The sequence below is a fragment of the Shewanella seohaensis genome, assembly GCF_023283775.1.
Lineage (GTDB): Bacteria > Pseudomonadota > Gammaproteobacteria > Enterobacterales > Shewanellaceae > Shewanella > Shewanella seohaensis.
Genome location: NZ_JAKILE010000005.1, coordinates 264,184 through 284,569 on the forward strand (window position 1 = coordinate 264,184; position 20,386 = coordinate 284,569).

The window sequence follows — 20,386 nt, forward strand, 5'->3', positions numbered from 1 at the left end:
CTAAGTCGTGGCATAGCTCAAAAATCGCGATATACCCATCGGAGCGCAATTGGTATATCATAGCCGCCAGATTTTTAATCACATAACAGATACATTCCGAGGTGTCCCATTTTTCGCCGTATCAGCCAATTCTGCAAGCAGCTATTTGAAGACGCGCCTAAAACGACCGCTCCGACTCCAGCTCAGATTGAACCCCAAACGCCAGAACTCACTTCAGGCGGCTTAAGCTTGTCGCTCGTGCCTCGGGATGCGCATTCGATTTCCCGTAAGCAGATCAGCGAAAACGCACTTAAAGTATTATACCGATTGAATAAATCAGGTTTTCAGGCCTATTTAGTCGGTGGGGGCGTACGGGATTTACTCCTCGGACTCGAACCGAAAGACTTCGACGTTGTGACCAATGCGACGCCGGAAGAAATTAAAAAGCTGTTTCGCAATTGCCGCGTAGTCGGACGCCGCTTCCGCCTCGCCCATATTGTGTTTGGCCGCGATGTGATTGAAGTTGCCACCTTCCGTGGCCATCACGGCGACAGCAATGAAAAGATTTCCAAAGCCAATTCCGAAGGGCGTTTGCTCAGGGATAACGTGTACGGCGAAATCGATGAAGACGCAGAGCGCCGCGATTTTACCGTCAACGCCCTTTACTACGATATCAGCGACTACTCTATCCGCAGCTATGGCGGCGGTATGGAAGATCTTAAGGCGGGCACCTTAAGGCTGATTGGCGATCCCGAAACCCGTTACCGTGAAGATCCAGTGCGTATGCTCAGGGCTGTGCGTTTTGCCACTAAGCTCAGCATGGCGATTGAAGAAGTGACCGCTAAACCTATCAAGCAGTTAGCGCCACTGCTCAAGGACATTCCGGCCGCCCGCATGTATGAAGAAGTGCTCAAACTCTTCTTCGCAGGCAAAGCCATGGCCAACTTTGAGATGATGCAGGAATATAAGCTGTTCGCACCGCTCTTCCCGCAAGTCGATGCCCAATTAAAAGATGCGCCAAAGGGCCATGCGATGAAGATGGTGCAAGCCATCATGAAGAGCACGGATGCGCGCGTGAACGAAGATAAACCTGTCACCCCGTCCTTCTTCTATGCGGCGATCCTCTGGTATCCACTGCGCCAACGCGCCGAAGATATCGCGGTCGAGAGCGGCCTGACCTTATACGATGCGTTTTTTGCCGCCATGGGTGATGTGATTGAGCAGCAATGCCAAACCATCAGCATTCCGCGCCGGTTTAGTACGCCTGCCAAAGACATTTGGCAATTGCAATTACGCTTCGATCGCAGTCAAGGCACTCGCGCCTTTAAACTGCTAGAGCACCCTAAATTTAGAGCGGCCTACGACTTGCTGTTACTGCGCGGCGAAGTCGAAGGTGGCAATGTCGCCAAGAGTGCAGCATGGTGGCAACAGTTTGTTGAAGCGGATGAGACCGAGCGTCTGAATATCGCCCGCAGTGGTAACAAAGCGGCGGGTAACCGTAACCGCAATTCACCACAGCGCCGTCGCCGTCGCCCGAGTGCCGCGAAAGCCAAAGCCGCCGAATAATGACTCAGGTTTTTGTCGCCTTAGGGGCTAATCTTGAAGATCCTAAAGCTCAGCTGGACAATGCCGTTGCGGCCTTGTCCGCCTTGGCTGAAAATCAAAGCCTCAAGGTATCGCCCTATTACGGCTCCGCCCCCATGGGGGACGTAGTGCAACCCGACTATATCAATGCCGTTGCCAGCTTTGAGACCTCTCTGGCGCCCATCGACCTGTTAGATGCACTGCAAGAGATTGAAAACACTCAGGGCCGCGTCCGTAAAGAACGTTGGGGCCCCAGAACCTTAGATCTCGACTTACTCTTATATGGCGATGCCATTATCGATGAACCCAGACTCAAAGTGCCGCACTACGGCATGAAGGAGCGTAGTTTTGTGCTAGTGCCCTTGGCGGCCATAGCACCGGATCTGGTGTTACCCTGTAAAACGCCGCTACGCAGCCTTATCAGTGAAAAATTCTTGGCCGAGTTACAACTACTGGGCAATGATCATTGAAGTCAGCCCCCAGTTAGCTTATAACACCACTTCTATTTGGTTTGAAGATCACCCATATGTCTAAAGTTACTAGCTCAACCCTGTTGAAATACAAACAGGAAGGTAGAAAATTCACCGCTCTGACAGCCTATGATGCCAGCTTTGCCAGTGCGTTCGACGGCGAAGGCATCGATGTGCTACTGGTCGGCGATTCTTTGGGAATGGTTCTGCAAGGCCACGATGATACGCTGCCCGTCACGACAGCCGAAATCGCCTACCACACTCGTTGTGTGCGTCGCGGTATCGAGCGTTCACTGCTGATCGCCGACATGCCATTTATGAGTTATGCCACGCCAGAACAAGCCATGGAAAACGCCACTGCACTGATGCAGGCGGGTGCCAATATGGTCAAGCTGGAAGGCGGTCACTGGTTGCTCGAAACCGTGACTAAACTGACCGAGCGCGGTATTCCTGTCTGCGCCCACTTGGGCCTCACCCCGCAATCGGTACACGTTTTTGGTGGCTTTAAAGTACAAGGCCGCGATGCTGAAAATGCCCAGCGCATTCTCGATGAAGCTAAAGCCTTAGAAGCCGCTGGCGCGCAGCTGTTAGTGGTTGAATGTATTCCGGCATCACTTGCCACCGCCATCACTCAAGCATTAACTATCCCAGTAATCGGTATCGGCGCAGGCCCCACGACAGATGGCCAGATCCTGGTAATGCACGACGTACTCGGTATTTCGAGTGGTTATATCCCACGTTTTTCAAAGAACTACCTCAAGCAAACCGGTGAAATCCGCTCGGCGGTTCGCGCTTATATTGAAGAAGTGGCCAATGGCACCTTCCCAAGTGCTGATCACACGTTTAACTAAGCGTGCTAGCACTCATTGAGCTAAATAGTGCTAAGCACACAGACGACTATTTCAAGTTTTAGCAAGGTAAGAGTTAATGATCACTAGCGCCCATATCGATGATATTCGTACTCAAGTGCGGGCATGGCGTGCCAAGGGCGAAACTGTCGCCTTTGTGCCTACCATGGGCAATCTCCATCAGGGACACATCACCTTAGTGAAAGAAGCTGCGAAGAAATGCGACCATGTGGTCGTATCAATCTTTGTGAATCCTATGCAGTTCGGGCAGAACGAAGATCTCGATGCCTACCCGCGCACCTTAGAAGCCGACAGCCAAGCGCTGACCGCTGCGGGCGCCGAGCTGCTGTTCACCCCAACGCCTGCAATTATTTATCCTAAAGGCTTGGCGCAGCAAACCTATGTCGAAGTACCGGGAATTTCCGATGTACTCTGCGGTGCCAGTCGTCCCGGCCACTTCCGTGGCGTTGCAACTGTCGTCTGCAAACTGTTCAACATAGTGCAGCCCGATGTCGCCTTCTTTGGCAACAAGGATTACCAGCAACTCTTAGTGATCCGCACTATGGTTGAAGACTTGTCACTGCCGATTGAAATTATTGGTGTGGATACCATTCGTGAAGCCTCGGGCTTAGCCATGAGTTCACGCAATGGCTACCTGACGGCGGAAGAAAAAGCCGCGGCGCCAGCGCTAAAAAAAGCCATCGATGCCATGGCGCAAGGCATCAAACAAGGCGTGAGCATCGAACAAGTCACTGCGGAAGCTAAAGCGAGCCTTATCGCCGCAGGCTTTACCCCGGATTACTTAGAAGTTCGCCATGCCACCACCCTGGCCCATGCGGAAGCTGCGGACCAAGCGCTAGTGATTCTGGCCGCCGCTTACTTAGGTAAAGCGCGTCTTATCGATAATCTGCGCTTCGACCGCTAAGGTTTTAGCATCATGAAAAAGGAGCTTAGGCTCCTTTTTTGTTTGTGCGGTTCTGCGCAGACGCGTCTCAATCTATTGAGTGTCAAAAAAATTCCATCGTCAAAAAACTGGTTTTATTCTTTGAGTTACGCCATAGTATTCACGGTTGTTAATGCTAAGTAACAAGTATTTCTGCCCCTCGGATATATAGCTGCTAGAGTTTAAAGAACACGCAGACTCAGCTTCAATCTGGCGCAGTAACAATACGTATTTTATTCATCATCGCGGATACAAAGGATCTGTCGTCGAATGGCAAGACTCATAGTGACTCTTATTTGCGTGCTACTTCCTACAACTGCACTTGCAAATACCGTCTATAAATGTCGCAAGGACGATAAGGTCGTCTTTAGCCAAACCGCCTGCCCGCAGGAATATAGCCAACATAAGATTGAGTATCAGCTAGGGATCACCACGGAAACCGATTCAGACAAACGCGAGACGCCTGTCGACCCGCTGCAATCCTTGCTCAATAGCCAAACGATTTCTAAGGAAAAATTGCTGCAACTGCTCGATGCCGAACTGTATCGGCTAAAGCAGGAAAACAGCTATTTCGAAATCCTAAGGGCCAGTGAATTACAAAAACTAGAGCGGCAGCGTTACTGGCAACATAAGGAAAAGGATGACCCTGAATACATCAGCCAGCTCAATAAAATTAACGACCATTTTAATGGCTTAACCTCAAATAACACTCAGGCAATACAGCAGTTATCCGACAGGAAAACACAAATTTCCGCCGAAACCGAGCCTGAGGAAGCGAAAGAAAAACCTTAGCTTTTGAGTCTAGAGAACAAAAAAGGCGACCCTAGGGTCGCCTTGTTAATTTATAGCTTCATTAGAACTGCGCGACAACCGCCGCAGAGCAGAGTGAGCCTGTGGTTTCACACACTTGGTACGTCACACTCGATGCCGTCGTTGTGAAGCGATCGCGGTAGTTACCATCGTTTTCAGTCGTGGCCACTAACTCGCCATCACGGTACAGGGCGACGCTTTCACCTAAGGCGCTATCCCATGTGAGGTCAACCATAGCACTGCCACGGCGAGAGACTAATGCACGAGTCACAGCAGCACTGATGCTATGCTCATACACTTGCACTTCCATGGTCACAGTGTTGCTATGCTCCATGGCGTCAGTCACGGTAAGCGATACTCTGTAGGTACCAGCGGCGGCAAACACATGACTTGGGTTCATTTCGCTAGAGTTTGTGTCATCACCAAAGTCCCAGCTATAGCTCACGATATCATCGTTTGCATCGGAACTGGTATTAGTGAAGGCAACGCTTAAACCTTCAACCGCATACTCGAAACCTGCAACAGGTGCCGCAGGAGAGGCTTCACCTAAGCCGCTGATCACTAAGCCCCAGTTATTTAGGGTGCCCGTGTCCGCGCCCGCATTGTCGTCAACAGATAATGACCAAGTACCCTGGGCATTTTCACCGTCAAACGCGCTTAAGTCCCAGCTCTTAACGATGTTGTCGGCGCTGCCGCCCTCACGGTTATGCAGAACCACTTCGGTGCCCGCTGGAGAGGTTAACACGACACGTAAATCACCAATCCAAGTGTGGCTGATATTCACATCGGCGGTCACACCAAAAATCTGCACATCGTCGGTCACGTCGATAGTGCTCACCACACCATTAGCGTTGTTATCAGGGATAGCAACAGCGTTTTCATTGCCATAGCTAAAGTCATTTAATCCCTGAGGGAACACATTCAGTGAAACGACTTTAGACTTTTCAATGGTGCCATCGGTACCTGTTACTGTGATGCTGTAATCACCCCAAGCAGTTTGCGCCGTTGTCGCAACATCTAAGGTAAATGAACCACCAGCTGAAACAGTTGAGGCTGATAAGGATACGCCTTCAAGCGCTGGAGACACGGCTACGCTTAGAGCCACATCACCTTCCCACCCTGCCACACTACCGACAGTAAAGTTATAACTTGCCGTGTTACCCGCTTCGACCGATTGCGATGCTGGCGATACGGTAAACTTATAGCTAGGAGATGGGTTAGCCTGCTCTAAGGCATTTGCCACATTGAGGCGAGTCCCTGCCACGGTTTTACCAGTGAGGTCCGCATTCGCATCACCCGATGTCATCAGTAAGGATTTCATTTCTACTGGCGAGAGATCTGGATTTAATGACCATACGAGTGCCGCCGCACCTGTCACATGAGGCGTCGCCATTGAGGTACCAGAGTAAGTGGCATAGCCACCGCCAGGGATGGTTGACAGAATCGCCGAGCCAGGCGCGCCCATATCAACACTGGTTAAGCCCCACTGTGAGAAATCTGACATACGGTCATTACGGTCGGTACTGGCAATAGACAACACCACATCCGAGTCATAGCTTGAGGGATAATGTGGGCTGGCATCATTGTCCACCGCGTCATTACCCGCTGCTGCAACGAATAAAATGCCTGCTTCACCACCCGCTTCAATCGCATCTTTTAAGGCTTGGCTAAAGCTGCCGCCGCCCCAAGAGTTGTTGGTGGCTTTGATATCAACGCCATGATTAACCTTAAGATCGGTAAAGTAGTCCAGACAGGCAATCGCGCCTGCGGTAGAACCATAACCATCGGCATCCAAGAACTGACAGGCGGCGATTTTAACGTCCCAGTTCACCCCAACGACACCCACGCCGTTATTACCTTTAGCGCCAATAGTGCCAGACACATGGGTACCGTGGCCGTTGCCGTCCATTGGGTTACCGTTATTATTGACTGCGCTGTAACCGTGAACATCGTCGATCACGCCGTTGCCGTCATCGTCGATGCCATTACCTGGGATCTCGCCAGCATTCACCCACATGTTGGCCTGTAGATCGGGATGATTGTAATCCACCCCAGTGTCAATCACCCCAATCACCACATCCGAACTGCCGGTGGTGATTTCCCACGCTTCTGGCGCATCGATATCCGCATCGACGGTGCCACCGTTTTGTCCCGTGTTATTCATGCCCCACAGGCTAGCAAAGCTTGGATCATCAGGCGTGCCTATCGCCTTGAGAATATAGTTAGGTTCGGCATATTTCACCGCAGGATGACGGCTAATCACCTTAATCGCATCTTCAATATTGGCGCCTTTACGCAGGGCTAAACGTGCCAGTTTGCCATTGAGTAAATGCTGGAACTTATCATCGACACCGTCCGCATTGGCATCGGTTAAGGTGCCACGAATTAAACGCTGAGCCGCCGAGCGCTCCGCCTTCGTCGCATTGTCTTTATACACCACGAGAATGGCATCTTTTTCATAGACAGGGGCATCTTTTGCCATAGCGGGCACGGCTGACAGTGTCATCGCTCCTGCAATTGCTAACGCCAGTGGTGAGAGTTTTATCGACATATTGAGCTTCCTATAGTCCTTTACGTTGAAATTCTGGAACCGCAATTACGCAGCCTCCGCTCAAAATTGATTGGATAATAGCGACGAACATCCAGCATGTTTGCCGCTAAATTGTTGCCATAATGTTTCAACTTAAAAAAGCCGCCCACAGCGAAATACGACTTAACTACTAGACCGACTTGGTAGGTTAAAAGGGAAGACGTACGGCGCGTAAATAGACAATAAACTGATTTATCATGGGATTAACAAAAGTTAATCCAACCTAGCTGGCAATTACTCCTCAACAAATAAATACCCTTTCGGCCAATTGTCTCTCGGCCCTATGACTCGTACCTTGATGCCTGAATTGGTTGGTGTGTTTTTCAGCCAGCCAAAACACCTATACATACAAGGAGTCACTTGTGCCAAGTCTATTAACACGCTTTTTGGTACTGCTCATCTTGTTATGTAGTTGTCTGACACCCAGCCAAGCGGCAGATGTCAGTGAACTGCCCATTACCCTGCAGGCGCTCATTGAGCGTTCTGGGCGCGATAACCTTATCGACCTAGTGCAGCAAGGTACGGCAAACCAAGCGATAGTGATCCAATCGGGCAGCGATAACAGCGCCTATGCGACGCAAGCAGGTAACGACAACGTTTCGCTTGTGACACAGATTGGTTCCAACAATGAAGTCCAACTACTGCAAGTCGGCACTCAAAACACGGCTTCAATCACCCAGATTGGCAATGACAATTTGGTGCAATTGAACCAACTAGGAAGCGGCAATTTTTCGATCCAGCAGATTGCAGATGGTGCTGCAATCTCAATAACTCAGTATTAAACAGGGAGAGTCACATGAAATCACAAGCGAAAAAATCACTCATTGCGCTAGCTATTGCAACGGGCTTAAGTGGCCAGGCATTTGCAGCCAGTCTCATTAACGACATCAGCGTTGAACAAACTGGCCAAGGTCAAGACACCTTAGTGGCGCAAACTGGGTTAATTAACGCTGCAGCAGTTACTCAAACGGGTAACGACCAAGTTGCCACCGTATTACAAGACGGTGTGTGGCATGAAGCGCAAGTTAACTCAACGGGTGATGCCAACCAAGTCACTGTGACTCAACAAACGGATTGGCATGTTGCATCAGTTAACGTCACTGGCAATAACAACGAAGCTGAAGTAGCGCAGGATGGTTTCTTCAACCAAAGCAGCAACGACATCACTGGTAACGACAACCTGGTTTCTGTGAACCAATTAGGTGAAGTGAACGAAAGCTACGTTGAAATCACTGGCAACGAAAACAGCGCCTTCGTAGAACAAGAAGGTGATGCTAACCTCGCAGTATTCCGCGTTCAAGGCGATAACAACGATGGCGACATCAAGCAATACGGTAGCAACAACCAAGCGGGTTTAATCGCACTCGACCTGACCGCTAACGTGGGCAATAACAACGATGTATCGGTTGAACAGATTGGTAACAACAACTTTGGTGCGGCTAAAGGCATCGCGGGTAACGACAACAGCGTCGATATCTATCAAAAGGGTGAAAGCCATACTGGCTTCGTTTACGCCTTAGCGGGTAGCGAGAACGACATCACCATGAAACAAGAAGGCAGCAGCAACACAGCTTACCTGTCAATGACCACGGGTGATGACAACAGCATCGATATCGCTCAAGACGGTAACCGCAACACTGTAGGCGATACTTTAGTTGCTGACATCCAAGGTAACGACAACGACATTACTATCAAGCAACGTGGCGACAGCAACGGTGCAGAGTTCCAAGTATGGGGCGATAGCAACGACGTTGACTTAAAACAACGTGGTGATGCTAACTTCGCAACCTTTGGTGCTTACGGTACTGACAACGATTTCGACCTATCTTCTAAGGGTGATAACAACGAACTGGTTGCCTTCGCAACAGGTGAAGACAACAGCATCGAAATCAGCCAAGAAGGTGATGCGAACTTCGCTTATGTGGATGCCGTGGGTAACGACAACGAAGTAGATGTTGAGCAAGATGGTGATCAAAACGAGACTATCATCAGTGTAACGGGTAACAACAACGCCGATGTGACTGCACTGCAACACCGTGGCGATCTGAACCTTATCGATTTAATCATCGAAGGTGATGAAAACTCAGCTCAAATCACTCAAGCGGGTAACGGTAACTGGGTAGGTGGCGATAGCGGCACTTCATTCGCATCTAGCTCATTTGGTGTGCGTGGTGATAACAACAGCCTAATGATTACCCAAACAGGTAATGACAACTTAGTTGTTGGTTCGCAAGCAGGCAACAGCAACAGCATCAGCGTTAACCAAACCGGTGATATGAACGTTGCGACCGTTGTTCAGTACTAATCTCTATCGATAGGCCGTCTGCTGTAGGCGGCCCAATAAAAACGGGAACATGAATCATGTTCCCGTTTTTGTTTGCGCATAAAGCACAAAAGTGAGTTGCCGCTCGTCTTATCTTGCCGATGTAAATCACCGGCACAGCTCACTCGCAACTCACCTTAGTGCGTTTAAGGCGTAAGCTTTGAGCTTAACTGCAAAACTCAAAATGTGTTTGATAGGTCTGAGCCCAACGCAATAGCTCAACACGATTGCGGGACTGGGTCTTGCGGAAAATAGAGGAAATATGCGCCTTCACCGTATGCTCACTGATGCAGAGTCGATGGGCGATTTCCTTATTACGCGCGCCGCTAGAGACGAACTGAATAATGGTTCGCTCCCTCGACGTAAGCGCTTGCAACATGGCAACAGTATCGGCGGGCATATCATTTTGCCCATCCAACTTTTGCACCACCCGGCGAAACATCTTACTGAGTAAGGTTCTATCGTACCAAAGCTCATCGGCCACCATTTTGCGCAGCCCTGTTAGCATCAAATCCATGCGCTGATCCGCAAATAACAGACCGCGGATCCCCAGCAACATGGCTGACTCTTGGTCTAAGGAATTACGCTCGACTTGATACAAGGCGACGGGAACATGGGGCACTAGACGTGAGGCCAACAGCGGAATGCCTTTATTATCTAAGGCAGCGCCTTTTTGGGCGATAAGGCAAAAACTGCGTTGCCCTTTATCTAAATTTAGCTCGGAAGCCTGTTTAACAATCCGTGTTTTTAATCCGATAGATTCTGCGAGTATCGCCAAATGGCAAGGTGCTGCCACTTGATGCAGAAAAACTAACTCGTTGATAGTATTCACTTTACTCTTCTCCCTGAAAAGTATTTAGTTTTTATTAGCCTAATGCTGAACTGAAGAGGGCAAATGTACACAAAGTACAATTAATTAACATAACCCATTTTGACTAGTTACCGCATGAATGCCATCACCCAAATGTACTAAATAATCACTCTTTTTATAGTGTAAGTCCGACTAACAGACCAAAGCCTTGCCATTAAATAGTGATTAATCCTAGGGTTCATCCGCAATTTGTCAGACCTATACCTTAGTCTATATCGCACTCAACCGAAAGTTTAAACAAAAAATTAACAGAAAAAGATGACAGTTTGAGGAATAAAAATCCCTCCTAAGGCTGTCTTAGGAGGGATTTAACTGTGAGCTGTGAGCTATCGCGCTTACGCGTGGCCGGTAAGTTTCGCGATTTGCTTATCCTGCACACGGGATAAACTGATTAGCGCGACAATGGCACCTATCAAGGCTAAAAACATATCCGATTGGGTATCCCACACATAACCCTGAGTGCCTAAGAAAGCCTCGGCGCCTTCGCCCGTCGCGGCGGCCACCCACCATTCAATCAGTTCGTAGAAGGCACTAAAGGCCAACACAAAGCAGGTGACTAAAAAGGCACACCAAGCACCAGGTTTAACGGCTTGATTACGTAACATAATCTCACGGGCTAACATGGCAGGAATAAAACCTTGGGCGAAATGCCCGACCTTGTCGTAGTTGTTGCGTTCAGTGCCCATCCACTGGGCAATGGTATCGAACAGTGGCACTTCGGCATAGGTATAGTGCGCGCCAACAAACAACACACAGCAATGCACCAGCACCAAAAAATACACTAAGGGCGTCAGTGGAAAACCCTTACGGGTAAAAAAGAGCAAGGGCACGGCCACTAATGCGGGCAAGGCTTCGAGCCACCAGGTGAATGGATCTGCAGGTTTTATCGCCGACCATATTAAAACTGAGAGGTAAATACCGCACCAAATGATTTTGTTATTCAATGTTCCTTCCTCTTATGCGATATTGTTCTAATTCTAGAATATTAACTTTAGCCATCTAGCCCTCCACAGTGAGCAAAAAAAGTGCTACTTTGGAAGGCCAAGGCTGTCAGCATATCACACAGAACTATTTCAATTAATTAGAGGGTACCCATATCATGGCGAAACATTCGCTGGACAAGGATAAGATCAAGATCCTGTTGTTGGAAGGCGTCCACCAATCTGCGGTCGATGTATTTGAACGTGCTGGATACACCAATATCGAGTATCACAAAGCCTCCTTAGGTGATGAAGCCCTGCTCGAGTCCATCAAAGATGCTCACTTTGTTGGTATTCGTTCCCGTACCCAATTAACGGCTGATGTATTGAAGCGTGCCGAAAAACTGATTGCGATTGGTTGTTTCTGTATCGGTACTAACCAAGTGGATCTGGCGACCGCCGAATTACTCGGTATACCCGTCTTTAACGCACCGTTTTCCAATACCCGCAGCGTGGCTGAACTGGTATTAGGCGAAATCATCATGCTGATGCGCGGCATTCCTGAGCGTAATGCCATCGCCCACCGTGGTGGCTGGATGAAAACGGCCGCTGGCAGTTACGAAGTCCGTGGCAAAACCTTAGGTGTGATAGGTTATGGTCATATTGGTACTCAGCTCGGGATCCTGGCTGAAACCTTAGGCATGCGCGTGGTGTTTTTCGATATCGAAGACAAACTGCCATTAGGCAATGCCCAACAAATCCATTCGATGGAACAATTACTGGCACAATCCGATGTGATCAGTTTGCACGTCCCTGAGACAGCGCAGACCAAAGATATGATCAGCACCGCGGAATTTGCCGCCATGCGTAAAGGCAGCATTTTTATCAACGCCTCACGCGGCACTGTGGTTGATATCGATGCCCTGACGGTTGCCCTTAAAGAGCGTCACCTTGCGGGCGCGGCAATCGACGTATTCCCTGTCGAGCCACAATCGAATGATGATGAATTTATCAGCCCATTGCGTGGCTTAGACAATGTGCTGTTGACCCCGCACGTGGGCGGCAGCACTGCCGAAGCCCAAGAAAACATCGGTATCGAAGTAGCTGGCAAGTTAGCCAAATACTCAGACAACGGTTCGACCGTTTCTGCGGTTAACTTCCCAGAAGTGTCGCTGCCAATGCACAAAGGCATTTCGCGCTTACTGCACATTCACCAAAACCGTCCTGGCGTGCTGATCAAAATCAACAAAGCTTTCTCTGAAAAAGGCATCAACATTGCCGCTCAGTATCTGCAAACCACAGCTGAAATCGGTTATGTGGTGATGGAAGTCGATACTCACCAAGCCGAGGAAGCACTGGTCGAACTTAAGGCCATTGAAGGCACACTGCGCACCCGCGTATTGTTCTAAGGCTTTACGCACTCAGCTTGAGTGTATTTATAAGGCGCACATTTCATTCAAGATATGTGCGCCTTATGCTTTTGAGCGCCGCTTAATTCCGCTACAATCTAGCCTCTTGCATCGTCTTCATTTTCAGGATCTCCGCTATGACTATTGCAGTTTCGACACCCAATTGGGATCTGGACGCCTCAATGCCTCCACTTATGCTCGCCAACCTATCCCACCTCGGCCTCATCAAAGTGGTCGGCGAACAGGGTCGCAGTTTTATCCATGGCCAAGTCACCACGGATATCAGCTCACTCGAAGCCAACCAATGGCGCTGGGGCGCGCATTGCGATCCTAAGGGTAAGATGCTGGCCAGCTTCCGCACCTTCGCCATCCAAGATGCGCTGTTGATGCTGATGCCAAAGGACACCCTAGAGCTCGACCTGCCGCAGCTGCAAAAATATGCCGTATTTAGCAAGGCAACCCTGACAAATGCGACGGCTGAGTGGACATTACTCGGTGTGGCGGGCGAACAAGCAGTGCCGTTTGTGACGCAACACTTCGGTGAAATCACTGAAGAACTCACATTGGTTGAACATGGCGCCATTCTAAAGGATGCGGACCGTTTTATGCTGGTGCTGCAGCCAGAAGCGGCAACGGCCTTAGTGGGCGAGCACACCGTATTTGATGCCAGCGCTTGGCAAGCCTTAGAAATTGCAGCGGGCTACCCTAATCTAGCCCCAAGCCATGCTAACCAATATGTGCCGCAGATGTGTAACCTGCAGGCCATTAATGGCATTAGCTTCAACAAGGGCTGCTATATGGGCCAAGAAACCGTTGCCCGCACTAAATACCGTGGTGGTAACAAGCGCGCACTCTATATTCTTCAGGGCACCACAGCATTAACGATTAATTTAGAAAGCGTTATCGAGATTGCATTAGAAGATGGCTACCGCAAGGGCGGACAAATTATTGAGTTCGTGCAGCGTGGCAATCAAGTGTTACTGACCGCCGTTCTCGCTAACGATACCGCAAATGATGCCAAGCTGCGTTTCGCTGATGACGAGCAATCCAGCTTAGGGATCCAAGCTCTGCCCTACTCGCTCGAAGAGGAATAGTTGGCCGCGAGCTAACAAAGAGTTGCTATTGAAAAAGGCGCCCTAGGCGCCTTTTTTGTTTAATGCTCGATGTAAGTATCTCGAATAGCCACGACTTCCGGCAGAATTTGCTTAAACTCCTCCACCAGCTTAGGGTCAAAGTGTTTTCCCGCTTGGCTTTCGAGCAACTCGACCGTGGCTTCGATTGTCCACGGCTCCTTGTAAGGACGGCGCGAAGTCAAGGCATCGAAGACGTCCGCTATCGCCACAATTCGGCCTTCAATCGGAATATTTTCCCCAGACAAACCATTAGGATAACCCGAACCATCCCACTTTTCGTGGTGAGTTAAGGCGATGCGCCGCGCCATTTGCAGCAGTGGATCGCCATGTTCGCCAATGATCTCAGCGCCAATGGCGGCATGTTGTTGCATGATTTCCCACTCATCGGCATCAAGCTTACCGGGCTTTTTCAGCACCGCATCGGGAGTGCCGATTTTCCCGATGTCGTGCATCGGCGCAGCGTTATATAACAGCTCGCAGAAGGTGCTAGGCAAGCCTAGTTTCACGGCCAACATCCGTGCATAGTGGCTCATACGCACAACATGCAGGCCTGTCTCGTTGTCTTTGTATTCGGCGGCGCGGCCTAAGCGGCGGATAATTTCGAAGCGGGTTTCTTCTAACTCTTGGGTACGCTCTTTAACCTGTTGCTCTAGTAGGCGCTTTTGATCGTACAGCGCTAGATGGGTTCGCACCCGCGCTTTTACCACGGGGGCACTCACAGGCTTAGTAATGTAATCGACGGCGCCTAACTCAAACCCTTGGGTCTCGTCGGCCACCTCAGACAAGGCGGTCACAAAAATCACTGGAATATGGCAAGTTAGGGGTTCCTGCTTAAGCAACTTACACACTTCATAGCCATTCATGCCGGGCATCATTACGTCGAGTAAAATCAAATCTGGCAGGGTTTTGGCAACAAGGGCGAGCGCTCTTGGTCCATCAATCGCCACCTTGACCTTATAATCCTCACCGAGGATGCCCACTAAAATATCGATATTTTCCGGGGTATCATCGACGACCAATATTGTTGCCTTATCCATCAACGCTTTCACCTTATCCTGTGGCTTTATTTATGGTCAACTACCGTTCTTCAATTGACCGGTCTTCATGCTAATTCCGCAAGCACTTCATCAATCAAATCCACCGCTTCATCGAACTGATACTGATTAATCATAGTCAGCGCAGGGCTGAGTTGCTGCCATAACTTGCTACTCACTTGGGGTTTTAATGCATCAATTTGTGTCACCGCATCGGAATCGGCATCCTCCAAGCTTTGACGCAATTGGTTTAAGGCACTCACCAGCGCCTCCTGGGACAAGTGCTCTGTCGCCGATTGAGTTGGCTCTTCAAACTGAGGTTTGACCCGCTTAATGGCTTCACAAATCGACGCGACTAAGACTTGGATTTGGTCCAACTCCGTCTGGTATTCCGTCTTTTCGCTGAGGTGCAGCTCCAGTTGACGCGCCAATTCCACCAGCTTACTAGAGCTTAAGTTCCCCGCTAGCCCCTTTAAGGTATGCGCCATCCGCACGGCATCGTCACGCTTGTCGCTGGCGAGCGCTTTATTAATCAACTCAACCACATTACGTTGACTGGTCACAAAACGATCAAATATCCGCTGATAGAGGCGGGTTGAGTTTTGGACTAACTGTAACCCCCTATCGATATCTAATTCTGGATGTTCAGGCCATTTTACGACGGACTTTGAATCCAGATTGATAGGTTTAACGGGGATTTCAACCAATTGATTAGGAGAAACATCTTCGGTCGGTAGCACACCGCCACTTAAGTATTTAAGCAGGGTTTGATACAGCAAGTTGACCTCTATCGGCTTAGCGATATGGTCATTCATCCCTGCTTTTAAACACATTTCCTTATCACCCGCCATCGCATTAGCCGTCATCGCAATCACGGGCAACTCGGCAAGTTCTGGCCGTTTTCTAATCGCCTGAGTGGCCTGATAACCGTCCATCACTGGCATCTGGCAATCCATCAATACCAAATCGAAACTCTGCTGCGCCAGCTTATCGAGCGCTATCTGACCGTTAGTCGCGATGGATAAGATAATCCCCACCTGTTCTAAAAACTCGGTGGCCACCTCAAGGTTCATCTCGTTATCCTCCACCAAGAGGATACGTTTGCCCTTAAGCGGCAGCAGGAGTTTAGGATCTATGCTCTCACTGTTACGTCTGACAGGCAGGACGCCAGCTCGGCCAAGGGAATTCATAATGCCATCGAGTAACCGCGAGGCGCTGATGGGTTTACTGATATAGCCCGCCAAGCCCAGCGCTTCGATTTGGCTTAAGAACTCTTGGGTCGCATGGGCCGACACCATCAAGATCCGCGGCGCCTTCTTCGCCTGTTGTTTGATTTGCTTAGCCGTTTCGAGCCCATCGAGATTCGGCATCTTCCAGTCAATCAAGGCGACGGCATATTCCTGCTGGATACAACGTGTCACCGCTTCTTCACCGGAGCGCACCGTATCCACCCTAAAGCCCATGCTTTCTAAGGTGGTACGCATAATGTCACGGGCGGTGGCATTATCGTCGGCAACCAGAATCGGCATGCCTTCTAGCTCTTGGGCGACCGTCAGCTTTTGACCGCTAGAAATCTGCAACTTAACGGTAAAGTAGAAGGTACTACCGTGGCCGAATTGACTCTCAACCCCAATGGTGCCACCCATCAGCTCGACTAACTGCTTACAAATCGCCAGCCCTAAGCCTGTGCCGCCATATTTACGGGTTGTCGAGGTGTCGGCCTGACTGAAGGATTTAAACAGCTTGGCCTGCTGCTCAGCGGTTAAGCCGATACCGCTGTCGCGCACACTAAAGCGCAGCACCACATCATCATTTTGCTGCTCAACCAAGTTAAGCGATAACAACACTTCGCCCCGCTCGGTAAACTTAATCGCGTTGTTCATCAAGTTGATCAGCACTTGTCCTAGGCGCAGCGAATCACCAAATAAGTGCCTAGGCACATTCGGCGCTACCGCAAACAGCAGTTCAAGCTGTTTATGGGCCGCCTTCTCGGAGAACATATCGCTGAGATCTTCCAGCATGGTATCGAGCTGGAAGGGAACCGATTCGATATCTAACTTACCGGCTTCAATTTTGGAGAAGTCGAGGATGTCGTTAATGATGGAGAGCAAGGATTTTGAGGCGCGCTCAATTTTCTCCACATAATTTTTCTGCTTCTTATCGAGATCTGTCTGCAAACAAAGCTGCGACATACCGATAATCGCATTCATGGGGGTACGGATTTCGTGGGACATGTTGGCCAAGAAGTCACCCTTAGCTTTACTCGCCGCATCGGCCTCCTCTTTAGCAACTAACAGCTCGTTAGATAAGAGTTTTAACTCGGTCATATCGACCATACTGACCACGGCCGATTCGAACTGTTTCTGGCTATTGAACAGTGCCGACACATTGACCGTCATCCACAGCGGATCGCCATTGGGGCGAATAAAGCTGCGCTCACCACGATAGTGGTCGACTCGCCCTTCGGCTAACTCCTTAAATTGCGCCTTAGCCGCTTCTTTGTCCTGCAGACTCAAGACCTCGAAAATCGACATGCCACAGAGGGCTTCACGGGACTGGCCCATGTCTTCACAATACTGGTCATTACAGTCGAGGATCACCCCTTTGGCATCGACGTTCACAATACCTATGGTTGAACCATCGAATAGCGCCTTAAAGTGCGCTTCGCTGACCGCTAACTCTTCTTCCATGGCTTTGCGTTCAGTAATATCCATCACATAGCCATTCCAGATAATGGCGCCGTCGTCGCTGATATGGCCGCTCGCCCCGGCCTCCATCCAACGAACGCTGCCATTAGGGTGGCGATAACGGAACTCGCGTACCCATTGCAATTTGTCCTCACTCTTGCCCGCTAAGGCACGCACAACTTCGGGGCGTTCTTCTTCAAAAATCCGCTCGGCGATAATATTAAAGTCGTTCAGTAAATCTTCCCGGTGCAGCCCTAACATATGGAACGCTGCGCCGGAGAGGAAGGTAAAAGTGCGATCCGCGGGGGAAACCCAACGTAATTGATACACGGTACAAGGGATGGATTCGGTGATGTTCGTTAGCTGCTGACGCGAACTCTCAAGCTCAACCAGTGCCAGCTTACTCTCGGTAATATCATCGATACTGCCGTCGAACCACAGTGGGAAGCCCTCATCGGTGTAACTTGCCTTACCCTTTTCATGTACCCAGCGCACGCTGCCATCGCGGTGGCGGATGCGGTATTCCACCTCAAAGGTTTCCTGCTGCGCCAGCGCCCTATCGATATGCTGATGGCAGAGCTCACGGTCTTCTTCCAAGATCAGCGAGGCGAAGGTTCGTTGGCGGCTCTCAATAAACTGGCTTGCGGCATAACCTGTAATATCGGCAATATTTTCACTGACATATTCCATCACCCACACTTCACCGATGCGAGTGCGGTAGACGGCGCCGGGAATATTGGTCACCAAGCCGCGGAACCTTAATTCGCTATCACGGATTTTTTGCTCTACCGCTAACTTCTGGGTCATATCCCGAATCGATGCAGCCACTTGACGGCGACCTTCATGATCGGCAGGCAAAATACTTAAGGCGATTTCAGCGACAAACTCCCCGCCATCGGCTTTGAGAGCCCGTACATGGCGCGCATTGGCCATAGGGCGATCGCGGCCTTCGCGTAAAAATTGCAGGCGGTCGCGGGCATGGTTGCTGCGCATGGTTTCGGGTAAAAGCGACTCAACCTGTAACCCCAACATGCTGTTAGCATCGTAACCAAAGAGGAGCTGACAACGAGTGTTACTGAAGACAATAACTCCCATTTGATCCACGATTAACATGGCCTCAGGCGCCGCTTCGAGCACAGCATTAGACCAAGCGGCGGCGGAGAATTGCTCCGTCACATCGGTAAATAACATCTCCACCGACATCAACTCGCCCGTTTCCGAAACCAAGGGTTGCATAAAGAGATCGAGCATACGTGGATGGCCATTGGCATCCTGCAATTCCACTTGGTGAGAGGGAACGTTTTGCCCCTTCAGGGCCAAGTCTGTGTATTCCCAATTCTTTTCATTCAAGGGATTGGCGGTAAAGAGTCGTTGGTACTTACGCTTGAGCAGCTCGGGCGACATACCTAAGACCTTAGTGACGCCCTCACTCACCTGTGCCAGTTGCCCTGAAGGGTCGAGCGAACAGTAGAAGGACTTATCACTCATGCCATCAATCAGCCGAGCGAAGCGGTTACCACGGGAGTCTAAAATCGCCTGTTCACGCTCGGCGAGGAGTTCTGCCATCTGGTTAAAGGTGCTGCTTAAGGTGACTATTTCACTCACAGCGCCTTTGGGGATCGCTAACTGTTGGGCCTTACCCTGACCGAAGGCCAAAATGCCCGATTCCAACGCCTCAAGCGGCCGAGTCAAACGTTTAGCGGCGATATAACAGGTCAATATCAATAACAGCGTGAGCAAGCTGAGGTTAAGCACCACCGCAGCCACATCATCTAATAGCATCGTAAACAACTGATGTTCGGGGACCATGACAATGACGCGCCATTTAAGCTTAGCGACCGAAGCCACACTGGCGAGGTAGACTATGTTCTTGTCATCCACAAACCGGGCTTGCCCATTCACCCCCTTATCCAATAACGCCCAAAAGTCACTATTGCGACGGGTGTTTCTATCGAGCCATTCGGCTGAGGTGACGGCGAGCACTTTCTCTTTATCGTTGTGGAAGATAAGCCGCCCTTGATCATCGAGTACCACTAATTCACTAGGCTGAACTCCCAATTGCTCGGGCAATTTATCGAGGGCTAAGTCGACCGTCGCCACCCCAAAGTAATCGTTTTCAGGACCAAAAGGCACGGAATAGGTCACCATCAGGGTGTTACCCGCACCTTCGTCAAAGTAGGCTTTAGACCAATAGCCCCCCGGTTGATTAATGGCCTTAGACCACCAATCCCAAGAGCCGTCGGTGTAGTCATAACCTTCGGCGCCAATATCTAAATAATGGAAACTGTCACCATCGCGGTAAACATAGGGGGAAAAGAGTTTTTTATCGGGGAAGGTATAAGGTTTAAAGGCGACGGCGGAGCCGTAGAAATCGGGGTTACGTTCGAGGCGATTAGTGAGCACTCGTTTGATTTTCTCACTATTATTGATGCCCTCCTTATTGGAGATGAAACCAATAAAATCCGCAACACCTTGTGTATTGGCCTGGGCATGCTCAAGCAGCAACTGTAAACGATAGGCGGAATGATTCGACTCCTGCGCTAAGGAGTCGTATAGCTTGCGCTCGGCAGACAGGTAATTAAACCAAGAATTAATGCCATACACGCCGGCCATGATTAAGATCAGTGGCAGCGCGATATGGGATAGGATCTTGCTGCGAAAGGTGCGGAGTTTACTTCTGTCCATGGCGTCGCCTCAAAGTTCTCGTCTCAATGTGCTATTTTTTCGAACAGCATCTATTAAAGTAAACGAAGAACTTTGCGGCGACAATCTCAAAGTTAAAATA

General features: G+C 49.9%; 14 protein-coding genes. 9 read left to right on the forward strand and 5 right to left on the reverse strand.

Features of this window, described 5'->3' with window-relative positions; all coding sequences use genetic code 11:
• Positions 1-237: 237 nt before the first annotated feature.
• The 5 genes from L2713_RS08285 (at position 238) to L2713_RS08305 (ending at position 4,616) form a co-directional block, all read left to right on the forward strand.
• Complete coding sequence (locus L2713_RS08285; RefSeq protein ID WP_248967596.1) at positions 238-1,545, forward strand: polynucleotide adenylyltransferase PcnB; 1,308 nt, start codon at positions 238-240, stop codon at positions 1,543-1,545.
• A complete protein-coding gene (folK, locus tag L2713_RS08290; RefSeq protein WP_220053814.1) occupies positions 1,545-2,033 on the forward strand; it encodes a 2-amino-4-hydroxy-6-hydroxymethyldihydropteridine diphosphokinase in 489 nt (162 codons plus the stop codon). Before L2713_RS08285 ends, folK begins: the two co-directional genes overlap by 1 nt.
• A gap of 56 nt (positions 2,034-2,089) precedes the next feature.
• Positions 2,090-2,884, forward strand: a complete 795-nt coding sequence (gene panB, locus L2713_RS08295) for a 3-methyl-2-oxobutanoate hydroxymethyltransferase (RefSeq protein WP_126511873.1) — start codon at positions 2,090-2,092, stop codon at positions 2,882-2,884.
• 76 nt (positions 2,885-2,960) lie between these two features.
• Positions 2,961-3,806, forward strand: a complete 846-nt coding sequence (panC, locus tag L2713_RS08300) for a pantoate--beta-alanine ligase (protein WP_248967566.1) — start codon at positions 2,961-2,963, stop codon at positions 3,804-3,806.
• Positions 3,807-4,094: 288 nt separating this feature from the next.
• Positions 4,095-4,616 carry a DUF4124 domain-containing protein gene (locus tag L2713_RS08305; protein ID WP_248967567.1) on the forward strand — a complete coding sequence of 174 codons (522 nt, stop codon included), beginning with the start codon at positions 4,095-4,097 and terminating at the stop codon, positions 4,614-4,616.
• Between the two features lie 61 nt (positions 4,617-4,677).
• On the opposite strand, the gene L2713_RS08310 is transcribed toward L2713_RS08305, so the two are convergent.
• Positions 4,678-7,185: a S8 family serine peptidase gene (locus L2713_RS08310; protein ID WP_248967568.1), complete on the reverse strand. Its 2,508-nt coding sequence runs from the start codon at positions 7,183-7,185 to the stop codon at positions 4,678-4,680.
• A gap of 401 nt (positions 7,186-7,586) precedes the next feature.
• Between L2713_RS08310 and L2713_RS08315 the strand changes: the two genes are divergently transcribed.
• Positions 7,587-8,006 carry a curlin gene (locus tag L2713_RS08315; protein WP_011718206.1) on the forward strand — a complete coding sequence of 140 codons (420 nt, stop codon included), beginning with the start codon at positions 7,587-7,589 and terminating at the stop codon, positions 8,004-8,006.
• A gap of 14 nt (positions 8,007-8,020) precedes the next feature.
• Positions 8,021-9,529 carry a curlin gene (locus L2713_RS08320; RefSeq protein WP_248967569.1) on the forward strand — a complete coding sequence of 503 codons (1,509 nt, stop codon included), beginning with the start codon at positions 8,021-8,023 and terminating at the stop codon, positions 9,527-9,529.
• 184 nt (positions 9,530-9,713) lie between these two features.
• Here the strand turns inward: L2713_RS08320 and L2713_RS08325 are convergent, their stop codons facing one another.
• Positions 9,714-10,379, reverse strand: a complete 666-nt coding sequence (locus tag L2713_RS08325; protein ID WP_011621517.1) for a helix-turn-helix transcriptional regulator — start codon at positions 10,377-10,379, stop codon at positions 9,714-9,716.
• Between the two features lie 374 nt (positions 10,380-10,753).
• On the reverse strand, positions 10,754-11,362 hold the full coding sequence (locus tag L2713_RS08330; RefSeq protein WP_248967570.1) for a DUF2238 domain-containing protein: 609 nt from the start codon (positions 11,360-11,362) through the stop codon (positions 10,754-10,756).
• A gap of 155 nt (positions 11,363-11,517) precedes the next feature.
• Here L2713_RS08330 and serA point away from each other — a divergent pair, with 155 nt between their 5' ends.
• Both serA and ygfZ read left to right on the forward strand, forming a co-directional pair.
• Positions 11,518-12,747, forward strand: coding sequence for a phosphoglycerate dehydrogenase (serA, locus tag L2713_RS08335; RefSeq protein WP_086903786.1), 1,230 nt, complete (start codon positions 11,518-11,520; stop codon positions 12,745-12,747).
• 137 nt (positions 12,748-12,884) lie between these two features.
• On the forward strand, positions 12,885-13,841 hold the full coding sequence (gene ygfZ / locus L2713_RS08340; RefSeq protein ID WP_248967571.1) for a tRNA-modifying protein YgfZ: 957 nt from the start codon (positions 12,885-12,887) through the stop codon (positions 13,839-13,841).
• A 59-nt stretch (positions 13,842-13,900) separates the two neighbouring features.
• On the opposite strand, the gene L2713_RS08345 is transcribed toward ygfZ, so the two are convergent.
• Both L2713_RS08345 and L2713_RS08350 read right to left on the reverse strand, forming a co-directional pair.
• Positions 13,901-14,917, reverse strand: coding sequence for a response regulator (locus tag L2713_RS08345; RefSeq protein WP_011718212.1), 1,017 nt, complete (start codon positions 14,915-14,917; stop codon positions 13,901-13,903).
• Between the two features lie 65 nt (positions 14,918-14,982).
• Positions 14,983-20,286, reverse strand: a complete 5,304-nt coding sequence (locus tag L2713_RS08350) for a PAS domain S-box protein (protein WP_248967572.1) — start codon at positions 20,284-20,286, stop codon at positions 14,983-14,985.
• Positions 20,287-20,386 lie beyond the last annotated feature (100 nt).